At 28.1% G+C, this 14,071-nt stretch carries 11 protein-coding genes and 1 tRNA gene; 7 read left to right on the top strand and 5 right to left on the bottom strand.

The genetic code is table 11. The features are described 5' to 3' along the window. Window positions 1–76 precede the first annotated feature (76 nt). Window positions 77–1,771: a DNA repair helicase XPB gene (locus A966_RS11970; protein ID WP_008725973.1), complete on the bottom strand. Its 1,695-nt coding sequence runs from the start codon at window positions 1,769–1,771 to the stop codon at window positions 77–79. A gap of 38 nt (window positions 1,772–1,809) precedes the next feature. Next, the gene (locus tag A966_RS11965) at window positions 1,810–2,502 is read right to left on the bottom strand and encodes a tetratricopeptide repeat protein (RefSeq protein WP_008725970.1); all 693 of its coding nucleotides are present in this window, start codon (window positions 2,500–2,502) and stop codon (window positions 1,810–1,812) included. Window positions 2,503–2,676: 174 nt separating this feature from the next. Here A966_RS11965 and A966_RS11960 point away from each other — a divergent pair, with 174 nt between their 5' ends. The 6 genes from A966_RS11960 (at window position 2,677) to A966_RS11935 (ending at window position 9,610) form a co-directional block, all read left to right on the top strand. Continuing rightward, window positions 2,677–3,708 carry a hypothetical protein gene (locus A966_RS11960; protein WP_008725967.1) on the top strand — a complete coding sequence of 344 codons (1,032 nt, stop codon included), beginning with the start codon at window positions 2,677–2,679 and terminating at the stop codon, window positions 3,706–3,708. A 43-nt stretch (window positions 3,709–3,751) separates the two neighbouring features. Then, on the top strand, window positions 3,752–4,747 hold the full coding sequence (locus A966_RS11955) for an NAD(P)-dependent oxidoreductase (RefSeq protein WP_008725964.1): 996 nt from the start codon (window positions 3,752–3,754) through the stop codon (window positions 4,745–4,747). Between the two features lie 133 nt (window positions 4,748–4,880). Beyond that, window positions 4,881–6,509, top strand: a complete 1,629-nt coding sequence (locus A966_RS11950) for a peptide ABC transporter substrate-binding protein (RefSeq protein WP_008725962.1) — start codon at window positions 4,881–4,883, stop codon at window positions 6,507–6,509. Between the two features lie 198 nt (window positions 6,510–6,707). Next, a tRNA-Cys gene (locus A966_RS11945) sits at window positions 6,708–6,778 on the top strand. 14 nt (window positions 6,779–6,792) lie between these two features. After that, window positions 6,793–8,697, top strand: a complete 1,905-nt coding sequence (locus tag A966_RS11940; RefSeq protein WP_039955669.1) for a penicillin-binding protein — start codon at window positions 6,793–6,795, stop codon at window positions 8,695–8,697. Window positions 8,698–8,707: 10 nt separating this feature from the next. Beyond that, on the top strand, window positions 8,708–9,610 hold the full coding sequence (locus A966_RS11935) for a carbohydrate kinase family protein (protein WP_008725958.1): 903 nt from the start codon (window positions 8,708–8,710) through the stop codon (window positions 9,608–9,610). Window position 9,611: 1 nt separating this feature from the next. Here A966_RS11935 and A966_RS11930 read toward each other — a convergent pair whose 3' ends face one another. From A966_RS11930 to A966_RS11920, 3 genes are all read right to left on the bottom strand, one after another. Beyond that, the gene (locus A966_RS11930) at window positions 9,612–10,163 is read right to left on the bottom strand and encodes a hypothetical protein (RefSeq protein WP_008725956.1); all 552 of its coding nucleotides are present in this window, start codon (window positions 10,161–10,163) and stop codon (window positions 9,612–9,614) included. 26 nt (window positions 10,164–10,189) lie between these two features. After that, on the bottom strand, window positions 10,190–11,362 hold the full coding sequence (locus tag A966_RS11925) for a tetratricopeptide repeat protein (protein WP_039955667.1): 1,173 nt from the start codon (window positions 11,360–11,362) through the stop codon (window positions 10,190–10,192). A 75-nt stretch (window positions 11,363–11,437) separates the two neighbouring features. Beyond that, window positions 11,438–12,100, bottom strand: coding sequence for a bifunctional nuclease family protein (locus A966_RS11920; RefSeq protein ID WP_008725951.1), 663 nt, complete (start codon window positions 12,098–12,100; stop codon window positions 11,438–11,440). Window positions 12,101–12,281: 181 nt separating this feature from the next. Here A966_RS11920 and A966_RS11915 point away from each other — a divergent pair, with 181 nt between their 5' ends. Beyond that, on the top strand, window positions 12,282–14,042 hold the full coding sequence (locus tag A966_RS11915; RefSeq protein ID WP_039955772.1) for a SpoIVB peptidase S55 domain-containing protein: 1,761 nt from the start codon (window positions 12,282–12,284) through the stop codon (window positions 14,040–14,042). Window positions 14,043–14,071: the final 29 nt, after the last annotated feature.

Here is a 14,071-nt window from a genome sequence, read left to right as displayed (position 1 = left end):
TAGACTTGTTTCAAAACTAATACAATCTTCTCAAGTTCTTTTGAAACAAGTCTATTATTTTTTATTAGCTAAACTTTTAATTATTAAATTCCAATTCTTCAAATGAATCTTTATCCAATAACTCATAATGATATCCCTGTTCTGTTAAGAATAATTGTCTTTTATGAGCAAAATCTTCTTCTTTTGTATCTGTGGTAATTATTGAAAAGAAGTAGCTTTTATTTTCACCTTTTTTAGGACGAAGAACTCTCCCTAATCTTTGAGCTTCCTCTTGTCTTGAACCGAAAGTTCCTGAAATTTGTATTAAAACATTAGCATCAGGCAAATCAACAGCTAAATTGGCAACTTTACTTACTATAAGTATTTTTATTTCTCCGGTTTTAAATTTTTTGTATATTATATCCCTTTCGCTTTGAGGAGTTTTTCCTGTGATTATAGTATATCCTGTTAGCCTTTTCATCTCATTTAATTGATCCAAATACTGACCTATTATAAGAATATTTTTTCCTTCAAGCTTTTCTATGATTTTTTTTACTATTTTATATTTAAGAACATTTTCGCTTGCTATTCTAAATTTAACTTTATCGCTGGATATAACATAATCAGATCTATGAGAATCATCTAATGGTATTCTTATATCATAACAGTATGCTTCAGCTATAAATTTCTTTTCTTCTAACTCACGCCAAGGTATATCGAATTTTTTAGGTCCTATAAGACAGAACACATCTTTTTCAAGTCCGTCTTCTCTAACCAAAGTAGCAGTAAGCCCTAATCTTCTCATACTTTGAATTTCGCTTGTAAGTTTTATTATAGGTGCAGGAAGCAAATGTACTTCATCGTATATTATTAATCCCCAATTATGCTGAAAGAATAACTCAAAATGCACAAATGGTGATTCTTTATTTTTTCTATATGTGAGTATTTTATATGTAGCTATCGTTATAGGTTTTATTTCTTTATTGAGACCATTATATTCGCCTATATCTTCAGGAGGAATATCAGTTTTATCAAGTATTTCATCTCTCCATTGACGGCATGCTGTAACACCTGTAACTATTATAAGTGTTTTTGTCTGAGTTTTATGCATTGCGGCAATTCCTACAACAGTTTTACCAGTACCGCATGGAAGAGCTATAACTCCTGCACCGCCTTCAGGTTTACCGTCAGCATAAAAAGCATCTACAGAATTTTTTTGATAATCTCTTAAAGCAAAATCATCTCCGCTTGATGCTAATTTTTCTCTCATATTAAAATGATATTCTTCGCCTGTTTTATATCCTGCCAAGTCCTGAACGGGATATCCTATATTTATAAGTGCAAGTTTTATATGTCCTCTGTATGTGGCATCTATCTCTAATTTGTTTTTGTCAATTTCTGCCTTTATATATTTAGTCATTAATTTGTAATGCAAAATTTCATCTATAATATTTTTATCTTCGCTTATAAGATAGTATTTATCATTTTCTTTTATTATTTTTATTCTGCCGTATTTTTCTATACTAGTTTCAATCTGCTTTACTATATTTTTTGGAATTTCATAAGATGTATATTTTTTCAAAAAATTAAGTATTTGATCTGATGTATAGTTTAAACTAGCAGCATTCCATAAAGATACTAGTGTTATTCTATATGTATGTATATATTCAGGACTTTTTACTAATTCTGCAAATACTAACATAAAGTTTCTAATTTCTTCAAAATGTTTTGTGCTAACATCTAAAAGAATAGTACCGTCGCCCTGAACTATAATAGGAGCATTTTTGTTCAATTTATTTTCCTTTTGATATTTAATGATGTATAATTTTTTTAATAAACATTATTTTCTATCAATGAAATAGTTTCTCTAAATAAAGAAAGATATTCAGTATTATTAGTATTTTTAGTAGTCCAAGACTTTAACACATTCAATGCTTTTGTTCTATCATTTTGTGATAAATAAACATCGGATAATGTTAAAGTGGCCTGAGGGATCAAATAGCTTTTAGGATATGCTTTAATAAAATTTTCCAAAGTAGATACAGCCTGAGTATAATTAGTTAATCCTATTTGAGTATTAGCTAAGTTATATATTGCAGTTTCCTGTAAATAGAATCCTCTTGAATTTGCTACTTCCTGATAGTATTTCTCAGCTTCCTTCAGATTATTTATATCATAATAAACACAGCCCAAAGCATAAGCACTTCTTAATTTAAGTTTATTTCCTTTAGCTGCATTATATACTTTTTGAAATCTTGAAGTAATATCTATTATTAAAGCAGGATCATTTAATTGTTCTGCTGGTAATTGTGCATTTTGATAGACATTATATAAAGCCAATGCTGATTCAAACTCTACATTATTAGCTGCATCCTGACTTTCTATATTTGCTCTGTAAAGTAAAATTCCAGCTGCAATTACAACTATTAAGACAAAGCCGGATATGAATATTATTCTATTATTATATAGATATGTGAATATTAATTCAGCATTTTTTTGCAGTTTATTTGTATTTTCAGACATAAAAATCCTCTTAAAATCTATTAATTGAGAATAATCAATTATAATAATTAAACATAAAAAAATCAAGTATTTTATTTTAATAATTATTTTTCGGTATGATGGGATTGGGGTATTGTTTATTATATTACTTATGATATAATAATGCTTATAATTTCTTATTTTAGGTATATATTTATGTTGCAGCAAAAAATAAATCCAAACGATGAAGTAGTAGTTATAAAAATATTGGCTGAATATAGTGATTTAAACAAATACATATATCTTGTTTTTTTTATAGATAAATATAATAGCAGTTTGATAGATATTGCATTTGTTATTTCCGGGGATCGTAAACTTTTAACTTTTTTAAATGCTTATACTGATTTACTAGAATTGTATAAACATATTAAAATTTATAATAGACTTAACAATGAAAGTAATCCATATTTTGATAAATTTTATGAAGTAATTTCAAATATACTAAGTGAAGATAGAAATATTAATAATATTATAATATATCAAGGCAATAATAATATTATTTCTATTATTGATATATTTGCAAGTGCCATGAATAAATTTATGGATTTTCATATAGGTACATTTGATATAAACAGCAGTATTTTAGATATTAATTCTGTCCGCACTGCTATAGAGAATGTTGATAAGGAAATGGAAGATGTAGCTTCTATGCATTCAGCAAATCAAAATAGCGGCGATGAAACTAAAGATGAAAATGCAGCCTCTGAAGAAGTTCAGACTCCTCATTATAAACTCATTAATGCCTCATTTGTAGTTGACCCAATAGGAGGAAAATCTATAAATGATATAGTTCCAGGAGATAAGGTTATAGTTAGTATAAATTCTAATACTGTTGAAGAAAATATAATATATCTTGAGCTTAAAGGAAAAAAGGATAAATATTCCAAATATTTAGTTCCTGCTGAGGTATTAGAGAAAACTGTAGAAGAAAAATCCATTAAAATTTTATTAAAATTAATAGACGGATATTGCTGTTTAATAGAAGAGATTGAACCTATTAAATTAAAATTATTCAATCCTGAAAAAGATGTGTATACTGAGCCTAGCGAAGAAGATAATGGAAATAAAAGTTTATTTGAAAGAATATTTTCTAAGATAAGCACTTTTAAATTAATGATGTTTGGACTTGGTGCTATTATAATATTTGTATTTATTGCTATGGTATATGTATTTTTCTTTCAAACTTGATTTATTATTAAAATAATATTTTTTAAATTAAAAGGTAAAAATTATGAGTATAGCTGTATATTCGTTTTTAGATGATGAAGCGGAATTTTTTAAATTAATGGAAGAAAAATATAATACTAAATTCACATTATACAGACATCATTTAAATATTGATAATGTAGAAGATGCAAAAGGTTTTGATTCTATAGTTTTTAATGCAAGAGATATTATTACTGATAAGGTTTTTGATATATTGAAAGAATACGGCGTAAAATATATGAGTACAAGATCTGTCGGTTATGATAATATAGATATTAATTATGCCAACAAAATAGGAATAAAAATAGCAAATGTACCTTCATATTCCCCTAATTCTGTGAGTGAGTTTACAGTTCTATCATTGCTTTCTATTGTTAAGAATTATAATAATGTTCTTATTAATGGATATAATAGAAATTATATAAGAACAGGACTTGTGGCAAAAGAGATTAGAAATTTAAATATTGGTGTTATAGGTACAGGAAGGATAGGTTCTTTGACTGTAAAGCATCTTAAAGGATTTTTTCCTAAAAACATATTTGTATATTCAAGAACAGAAAAAGAAGAAATAAAAAATTATGCAAAATATGTGAGTTTAGATGAATTATATGCAAATAGTGATGCCATAATTTATCATATACCGTTAAACAAAGAAACTGAAAATATGGTTTGCAAAGATTCTATAAATAAAATGAAAAAGGGTGTTTATATTATCAATGTAAGCAGAGGCGGTATAGTTAATAACAAAGATTTACTTGAAGGTTTAAAAAGCGGACATATTGGAGGGGCTGCTTTAGATGTATATACTAATGAAATAGAATATGCTAATAAAGATATAAAAAATATTGTTTTGAAAGATGAAATTATTGAGGAATTATTCAAAATGGATAATGTTATAATAACTCCTCATTTTGCTTTTTATACTGATGAGGCATTACTTAATATGGTAAGTACTTCTATTGATAATATATTTGAATTCAAAAATACAGGGAAATGTATAAATCAAATAACAAAATCTTAATTCATAATAACTTTTTATTTTTTTTAATTGACTAAGTTTAGAAAATTATATAAAATATTTTTACATAGTTTTGATTAATTATTATTTAGGGTAGTTAATTAAAAAGAAATAGTTTAATTTTATGGAGTTTATTATGAAAACTAAAAGGATATTTTTATCATCTATTATTAGTATTAGCTTAGCATTTTTGATAATACTATCATCAATCTCATGTTCTAAAAGCAAAAGTACTAATGATGGAATTATTGTTAATCTCAGTGTAGAACCAAAGACTATAGATCCTAGTTTAAATGCTCAAATATACGGAGTAATTTATATTTCTCATGTATTTGAGGGTTTAACCGTAAGAGATAGAAATAATAAAGTAGTTCCGGGCGTAGCTGAAAAGTGGGAAATAAGTCCAGACGGAAAAACTTATACATTTTATCTAAGAACTAATTCTACTTGGTCAGATGGAAAACCTGTTGTAGCAGAAGACTTTGTTTATAGCTGGCAGAGACAGGTTGATCCTAAAGTTGCAAGCGAATACAGTTATCAGCATGAACCTGTGAAAAATGCTATGGCTATTACTAGAGGAGAAATGCCTGTAGATTCCTTGGGAGTAAAAGCTATTGATGATCATACTTTGGTTGTGGAATTGGAAGCTCCTACTGCTTATTTCTTGGAAGTAGCTGCATTTCCTACATTTGCCCCTCTAAGAAAAGATATAATAGAACAATACGGAGACGACTGGACTTTGAAGCCTGAAACTTATATAGGCAATGGTCCTTATATTATGTCTGAACGCAATATTGATGAAAATATTATAATGATAAAAAATACTAATTATTGGAATGCAGACACTATAGTTGCTGAAAAAATAACATTTGTATTTATGCAAAATGGGGCTGCTGCGGTTGCTGGTATAAAAGATGGATCTTTACATATGGCTTATGAACCTCCTCAGCAGGATATACCTACACTTATGGAAGAAGGTTTAATACAGATTAAGCCTCTTATAGCTACTTATTATTATCCTATAAATGTAACTAATGAGTATTTAAAAGATGCTAGAGTAAGAAAAGCATTATCTTTAGCTATAGACAGAAACTATATAGTAGAAAATGTTACTAAAGGCGGACAAAAACCTGCCGGCGGATGGGTGCCTTATGCTGTTAATGATGTTGATGGAGATTTTAGAGTTAATGGCGGGGATTTTTATGATATATCTAAAGAAGGATATTCTAATAATGTAGAAATGGCTAAACAGCTTTTGGCTGAAGCAGGATATCCTAATGGAGAAGGTTTCCCTGTAATAGAGTTTAAAACTGATCCAGGTAATCATGTAGGTATATTTGAAGCAGTACAGCAAATGTGGAAAGAGCATCTTAATATAGATTCTACTATCACTCAAATAGATAATGCATTATTAGGTCAGACTTTGCTTGAAAAAAACTTTATGATAGGAAGACTTTATTGGTCTGCAGATTACAGTGATCCTATGTCTATGATGAGTTTATTTACTAGCTATAATACTCAAAATAACGGCGGATACAGCAATAAAAGATATGATGATCTTATAGGTGAGGCTATGTCTACAGATGATAACAATATAAGAATGAAAGCTATGCATGAAGCTGAGAGAATTCTTATAGAAGAAGATATGGGTGCTATACCTCTTTATTTCTTCACAGAGCCTTTACTTGTTAATCCTAAATTGAGAGATGTTGTATATAATCCATTAGGATTCCATAAGTTTTTCTATGCTTATTTAGAGGAATAATTTTGTAAATCTGTAAATTAATAGCTGACAGCTTATAAATTAAGTTGTCAGCTATTTTTTTGTATAGCTTCTTTTGTAAAATAATATATATAATTTTACTGTTTTTATATATTAAGAATAATAATTATCTATTATTTTTAAATTATGTCTATTGACTTTTTATTAATTTTAGTATATCATTAATGACATCTAAAATATGGCGGCGTCGCCAAGTGGTAAGGCAGGAGTCTGCAAAACTCTTATCATCGGTTCAAATCCGTTCGCCGCCTCATTTTTCCTAACTATGAATGACAGTCGAGTTAAAAGATTATATTTATTCCTTATTTGCTTTTTTATAGGAACAATCGCAATATTTATTCAGTTATTTAATTTAACTATCAAAGAAAGAAAATCTTTATCATCATTATCCGGACTTGATAGACCAAGGGGAACTATATATGATGTGAAAATGCGTCCTCTTACAATAAATATCCCAGCATATACTGTTTATTTGGATACTGAGTCTGTTTCTTTAGATGGTAATGATAAAACAGATATCAATGAAGCTTATTCTCAAATATTTAATATTATAGGCATTACAAAAGAAAAATTTGCTGAATTGTTAAATACTAAGAGAAGAACCATAATGTTGGCTCAGAACATTAATTTAGATTCCTATAAGAAAATAAAGGAAATAAAAGATAAATATAATGTAAAAAGCATTTATGGCATAGAAAGTTATAAAAGATTTTATCCTTATAAAGATGTATTTGCTCATGTTATAGGTTATATGAATAGGACAGAGACAGAAGGCTATGCAGGACTTGAGGCAACCTATGAAGCAATTCTTTCTTCAGAGAATGATAATCCAAAAGATATAGTATTGACTTTAGATAGAGATGTGCAGACTATAGTAAGAAATGAAGTATTAAAAACTGTGGCTGAAAAATCTCCTCAATCTGTTACAGTAATAGTATCAGATGTAAATACCGGAGCGATAGTTGCAAATTATTCTTATCCATCATTTGATCCGAATAATCCTTTTATTTATGTTAATAATGAAAGAATGGACAGAAGTATAATGAGTACCATATATCCGGGAAGTACAATGAAAATATTTGCTGAACTTGCTGCTATAGAGCAGGGAGTAGTCAATAGTGATGAAATATTTCATTGTAAAGGTTATTATGATTACAGCAGACAGACAAGAATACACTGCGATTATCCGCATGGAGATGTACCATTTAATGATATATTAAAATACAGCTGCAACTTTGCTATTGTAACTATAGCCGAAAGAATAGATAATCAGTTTTTTTATGATTATTTAAAAAGATTTGGATTTGGAGAGCCTACAGGGGTCGGACCTTATAAAAATGAATGGAGCGGAATATATCACTCTTTAAATAAATGGCATAGATTTTCAAAAGGCTATCTAGCAATAGGTTATGATTTGAGTGTTACTCCTATGCAGATAGCTGCTTCTTATTTACCTCTTTTGAATGGAGGCTGGAAAGTACCTATGCATGTTGTTGATTCATTTTATGACGGCATAGAAAAAATTAGTGCAACAAATAATTTAAAAAAGACTAGAATAATAGATGAACAGTATTCCCAAATAGCCAGAGTTTTACTTAGAAAAGGTGTTGAATCTGGTTCTACAGGGCATAGAGCTAATCTGCTTAATATAGATGTTGTTGGAAAAACAGGTACTGCAATAACTGAAGTTTATAGAGATAATGAATCTGAAAAGCCTGAGAAGTATTATCAATCTATATTTGTAGGAGGTTTCCCTTTAGAAGATCCTAAAATATCTATACTGGTATTGCTTGATGATCCTCAGGGTCAGGGATCTCAGGGAGCGGGCAGGGTAGCAGCTCCTCTGTTTGCTAAAATAGCCAATCAGATTATACCTTATTTGGGACTTATTGACGGAGAAATATATACAATAAATACTAATGATTTTTTAAGCTTAGTGCCTCATGCAAATAATATTACAAATGACATTATGCCTAATTTGACAGGGCTTTCTTTGAGAGATGCTTTAAATAGTATATCTTATATAGTATCAAATAATAATGCTAAGATAATGATACAAGGCGAAGGATATGTAACTGATTTTTCACCGCAGTCTGGTACATCTGTTACTAATAATTCTATAATAAGATTATCATTAAAAGCACCTATTAAAGAACAAGATAATAAATAGGAGCTTGTTTATGTTAAATATACTTACTTTTGGAGAACTTTTATATGATGTTTATGATAATGTTTCAGTGATAGGAGGGGCTCCTTTTAATTATTCTCTTCAGCTTTCAAGGCTTTTAAATAAAGATGACAAACTGAAATTTATAACCGCTTTGGGTGATGATGATTATTCTAAAGATGCTTTATCTTTTATTGATAATGAGAATATATATAAATCTTTAATACAGATATCAAAAGATTATGAAACAGGAAAAGCTACTGTTTTTCTTAATGAAAATAAAGTACCTGATTATATAATACATGAAAATGCTGCTTGGGATCATATAGAATATAATGCAGATATAGAAAATTCTTTGAAAGAAAATTATGATTTATTTTACTTTAATATACTATCTCAAAGAAGTGATAAATCTTATAGTACATTAAAAAATATATTTAAAAACATTAATGCTAAATATAAAGTATGCGATGTAACATTCAGAAAAAATTATTACACTAAAGAAAAGATAAAAGAATCTTTAGAGTTTATAAATATCTTAAAGATTAATGATGATGAGCTATCTGTGATAAAAGGTATTTTTTATCCATCTTTACAAAATGATAATGAAACATTGCTTAAAGCTATCAGTAAAGATTTTGATATTGATTATATATTTCTTACACTTGGTGCATCTGGTGCTAGTGTATTATATAATAATGAGTATATTTTTAATACTTCTAATAAAATAGATGTTGTTGATACTGTTGGGGCTGGGGATTCATTTTGTGCTGCTTTGAGCTATGCTATATTGAGGGGACTTGATATTAATAATGTATTGAAATTTGCTTCAAGTGTGTCTGAGGAGATGATTCAGCTAAAAGGCGGTACTGCAAGATATAATATTGAAAATGTAAAATCAAAATTTAATTTATAATTTATGTTCTTCCTGTATAATATTTGAATTTATCTTTTGTAAGGAATTTTATAGAAGTAAATATTCCTGTATATTTTTCATTGTATACTATATTATTTCTTATATCATCATAGAAAGCCTGTAAATTATTTTGCATCATATCATCTATATAGCTTGATGGATATTTAGATATATATTGATGTATTTGTCTATTTATTAATAGGCTTATAAATTTTTTAGGCGGACTATTGTAGGCTAGTAATGCTTTGTATATTCTGATATTTTGATTTATAGAATTTTTTTCTGATTGAGTTTTTGCTTCTTTTTCTTTTCTTTCTAAATCATTTAATGTATTTTGAATATTGTATATATTATTGCTGTATATATTTTTACCTTCATCGCTAAAAATATAATTGGCATCTATATAGAATACATATTCTTTATTATCAGATGATACGATTTTATCAAATTTTTCAATTACTCTAAATTTTATATTAAGATTATAATTACTTTGTGCAAAACTATACGAACTAGCTATAAGAATAAATATTATTATCGTAAAATAAAATCTCATACAATATATTCGGAATTATTTTTATATTATTTCGGTATAGATGACAATAATCTTATAAAATCTCTATCATTAGGGAATAATTTCAAAGCTTCTTCTGATATAATACTTGCATTATTATATCTTCTTTGATTATATTCAGTAACAGCATAATTATAATACGAAACTTTAAGATTTCTTTTTAATACATCAGCACCTTCTCCTATATCAGATATTCCTATTTTATATGTTTCTATAGCATTAGGAAAATCTTTCTTACTTAAATAAGATGTGCCTATTGTGTTATAATAGTGTATTTTATTATTTTTTGTCATAGGGTTATTAGAATCGAAAGTATATGCTTCTTCTAATGTTCTATAAGCAGCTTCAAAGTTATTTTTACTTAGATAATCTAAAGCCAATCTATTATAAGCATTCACTAAATTATCATTGTACATCTTTGTATTAGGTGAAAGATAATATGCTTTTTTTGCCATTACTAATTGTTTTTCAAGATCTTTTTCTATTTTTTTTAATGAAATAGAGTTAGGATATAATGTTGCTATTAATGTGAGTATATCTACATTATTTCTATCTCTATAATTTCCTTGAGGCACGAAAGTAACTATTGTAGAGTTTCCTGTATTTCTTATTTCTTTTTGTCCCGGATCGAATCCTCTTGATAGAGTAGTTTCAACATCCACCGCTTTATCATCTGCATATATTGTACAAAATGAATGACTTGAAGTAAGCACGCCTGTAACCTCAAATCCAAATTCTTTGTATAGAAGCGAGTATAATATACTTGAACTTAAGCAGTTATATTCACCTTTATATATTAAATCCTGAAATAGGGTAGAAGTTTCAAAATATTGCTTTAATGTTCCGCTTGTGTATAGCCAATTTAAAAGCCTTTTACCAAAAGAATATGCTCCTTCTTCAGTATATGAAGATAATTCTTTTTTAGCAAAATCTCTTATATTATTTAATTTTTCTCTGTAGAATACAAATTCATCTTTATCAGTAATTCCTGAAGCTATTATGAATCCGTCATAATGAAGTTCTAAATCATTAGTTTCTCCATTATCTACTTTTGTAAAGAAATCATATTCTAGTTCTGTAAGTTCGTCTGCTTCAAATCTTATTTTATCAGATGGCTTTGAATATACTACTGAATAACTAAATAATATTAAAAATAAAATTATTTTAATACAGTGTTTCATATATCCTCTATAAATTCTATTACTTACTATATAATATATAAAAAATATAAGTAATATAGAAAACAAAATTTTATTTTATTCTGTCAAATTATCAAGTTCATCTCTATATTTAGCAGCATCTTCATATCTTTCTTCTTTTACTGCCTGATCCAGCAATTTCTGTAATTCTTCTTTATTTTTTTTATTATTTTTTATATTTAATTGCTGATTATCCGTATTATTAATTTCTTCCGGTTCTTTTTTTACAAATATATTTTCACCGTTTTTTTCTCTAAGCTCATCTCTTTCAAATTTCTGATAAGTAAAAGGTATTCCTTCTTTTACTTTCATTAAATTATCATTTTCTTCTAATAGTATTCCTGCTTTTTCTATAACATGTTCTTCTATAAATATAGGTGCTTTTGATTTAAGAGAAAGTGCTATAGCATCGGAAGGTCTTGAATCGATAAATATATTTTTAGCATTATGTTCTATGACTAATTTAGCAAAGAAAGTATCTGTATGCACATTATCAATTATTACATTTATCAATCTTATATTACAGTTTTGAAATATATTGTATATTATATCATGAGTGAGAGGTCTTTCTATTTTATATCCTATAAGGCTGGACATTATAGACTGAGCCTCTAAATATGCTATTGATATAGGTACAACCTTATCAGATTTCTCCGGCTTCAAAATAACTACAAAACCTTTATCTGTAATAGCTAAATTAAGTATCTTTGCTTCTACCACTTTTATAAACCTCTTTTGTATGCCTATTTACTATAATATTAATATATATATATTATTTGTCAAGGAAAATTTATTTAATAATTATGCTTGTATATAATCGAAAATTAATGTATTATTATTTTACTATTTATAATAAAATATAGTTTTTTTATTAAATTCAAATAAATAATTTCACAATATGATGGGAACTATGAGAAAAAAATTAATCTTTATTTTTACATTATTATTTATATTTACATTCAATTTATTTTCACAGACAAATGAAGAATTACCTCCTAATCCTCCGGAAAATCCTGAAGTTATACCTATAAGCGAAATTTATGAAGGAATGGAAGGAGTAGGCTACACAGTTATACATGGTACAAATGTGCAGCCGTTTAAAGTGAAAGTATTATCTATTTTAAGAAAGAGATGGCATAATAGTGATGCTATACTTATACAATGCGAAGGTCTTGATTTAGATCATTCAGGAACTGTTGCTGGTATGAGCGGTTCTCCTATATATTTTAATGGGAGAATAGCCGGAGCATTGGCTTTTGGATGGAACTATGCTAAGGATCCGATAGCCGGAGTTACGCCTATAGAAGAAATGTATAAACTATATGAAGATACTAATGCTAAAGCACCGCTTTTAGGATTTGCAGATGATAATTCGCTTCAAACTCCTTTAATGTTTTCAGGTATAAGCAGTAAGGCTTTTAATGAATATTCTTCTTCTTTTAAAAAGGGCGGTTTTTATCCTATGCAGGCAGGCGGTTCTGTCTCTGATACAAATCAGGCAAGTAAATTTTTATTTGGGGATTCAGTTGCTATAGTATTGGCTGACGGAGATATCTCTTTAGCTGGTATTGGTACTGTTTCTCATACAGATGATGAAAAATTCCTTCTTTTTGGGCATTCTATGTGGTCTAAGGGAAGATTGAGAGCACCCGTGTCAAGAGCATATATTAATCATATAGTGGCTTCAGTAGATTCTTCATTCAAACTAGGATATGCTTATTCCAACTATTTAGGATATACTGTTTATGATGGGGCTTTTGGAGTTTCTGGTGTTTATGGAGAAGTTCCTGAAAATGTAATGGTTCCTGTAAAAGTAGAAATAGAAGATCAGACTTTCCTTACTAGAGATTTTAATTTCAGAGTATTAAATGATCCTACCTATTTTACAGAGATACTTTCTATGTCAATATACAGTGCTGTAAGTTCTGCGGCAGGCGGAGCTGAAGAGGGAGTATTCAGTATAAGTTATGAAATAGAAACTGATTATTTTGAAGAGCCTTATAAAGTAACTGATAAAATATTGGATTATTCTTCTACAGATGCATTCAAAGCTGCTATAAAACAATTAATAGCTCCTATAGATTTCTTTATTTATAATAACTTTAATAGGGTAGGCATCAAATCTGTAAAACTATCTATAAAAAGAAGCAATCTTGAATATGTTTTTTTGAACGATATAACTTTGGTAGAGCCTAGAGCAGTTGCCGGAGAAACTATACATTTAAGATTGGGATATACTCCTTACGGCAAAGAAAAGCAATATGTAGATATACCTGTAAGACTTCCTGTTAATTTGAAAACGGATGTTTATACTATATATGCTGCTAATGAATATATATTTAATTATGCTGAGCAGTTATTTATGCCTAGTAAATATGAAATAAGAAGTTTAGATGATGTTCAGCGTATATATGGAAAAAGCTATGATGACAGTGCCTTAAAAGTATGGCTTTATTCTTCATCAAGAGGAGTTCAAATAGGCAAGGATTTATATCCTACGCTTCCTCCTTCTAAATATGGTACAATGGCTAAGAATGCTACATCTGATAAAGCTGCAGTTATTACTCCTATTAATGGAAATTATCAAATGGATAGTTCTATACTAGGATTGATGAAATTGGATATAATAATAGAAGGTGCTAGAAAATATGAAAATCGTTAAATTTTCATGATTTTTATTGATGAAATGTT

The organism is Brachyspira hampsonii 30446 (assembly GCF_000316195.1).
GTDB classification, from domain to species: domain Bacteria; phylum Spirochaetota; class Brachyspiria; order Brachyspirales; family Brachyspiraceae; genus Brachyspira; species Brachyspira hampsonii_C.
Note: the sequence above shows the minus strand (reverse complement) of the source record. Positions and strands in the feature narration are given on the sequence as shown.

What these genes read in the sequence shown, in the direction of transcription:
- A966_RS11965 (WP_008725970.1), bottom strand. Translation starts at nt 2,502, where the DNA reads ATGTCTGAAAATACAAATAAACTGCAAAAAAATGCTGAATTAATATTC.
- A966_RS11960 (WP_008725967.1), top strand. Translation starts at nt 2,677, where the DNA reads ATGTTGCAGCAAAAAATAAATCCAAACGATGAAGTAGTAGTTATAAAA.
- A966_RS11955 (WP_008725964.1), top strand. Translation starts at nt 3,752, where the DNA reads ATGAGTATAGCTGTATATTCGTTTTTAGATGATGAAGCGGAATTTTTT.
- A966_RS11950 (WP_008725962.1), top strand. Translation starts at nt 4,881, where the DNA reads ATGAAAACTAAAAGGATATTTTTATCATCTATTATTAGTATTAGCTTA.
- A966_RS11940 (WP_039955669.1), top strand. Translation starts at nt 6,793, where the DNA reads ATGAATGACAGTCGAGTTAAAAGATTATATTTATTCCTTATTTGCTTT.
- A966_RS11935 (WP_008725958.1), top strand. Translation starts at nt 8,708, where the DNA reads ATGTTAAATATACTTACTTTTGGAGAACTTTTATATGATGTTTATGAT.
- A966_RS11930 (WP_008725956.1), bottom strand. Translation starts at nt 10,163, where the DNA reads ATGAGATTTTATTTTACGATAATAATATTTATTCTTATAGCTAGTTCG.
- A966_RS11925 (WP_039955667.1), bottom strand. Translation starts at nt 11,362, where the DNA reads ATGAAACACTGTATTAAAATAATTTTATTTTTAATATTATTTAGTTAT.
- A966_RS11915 (WP_039955772.1), top strand. Translation starts at nt 12,282, where the DNA reads ATGGGAACTATGAGAAAAAAATTAATCTTTATTTTTACATTATTATTT.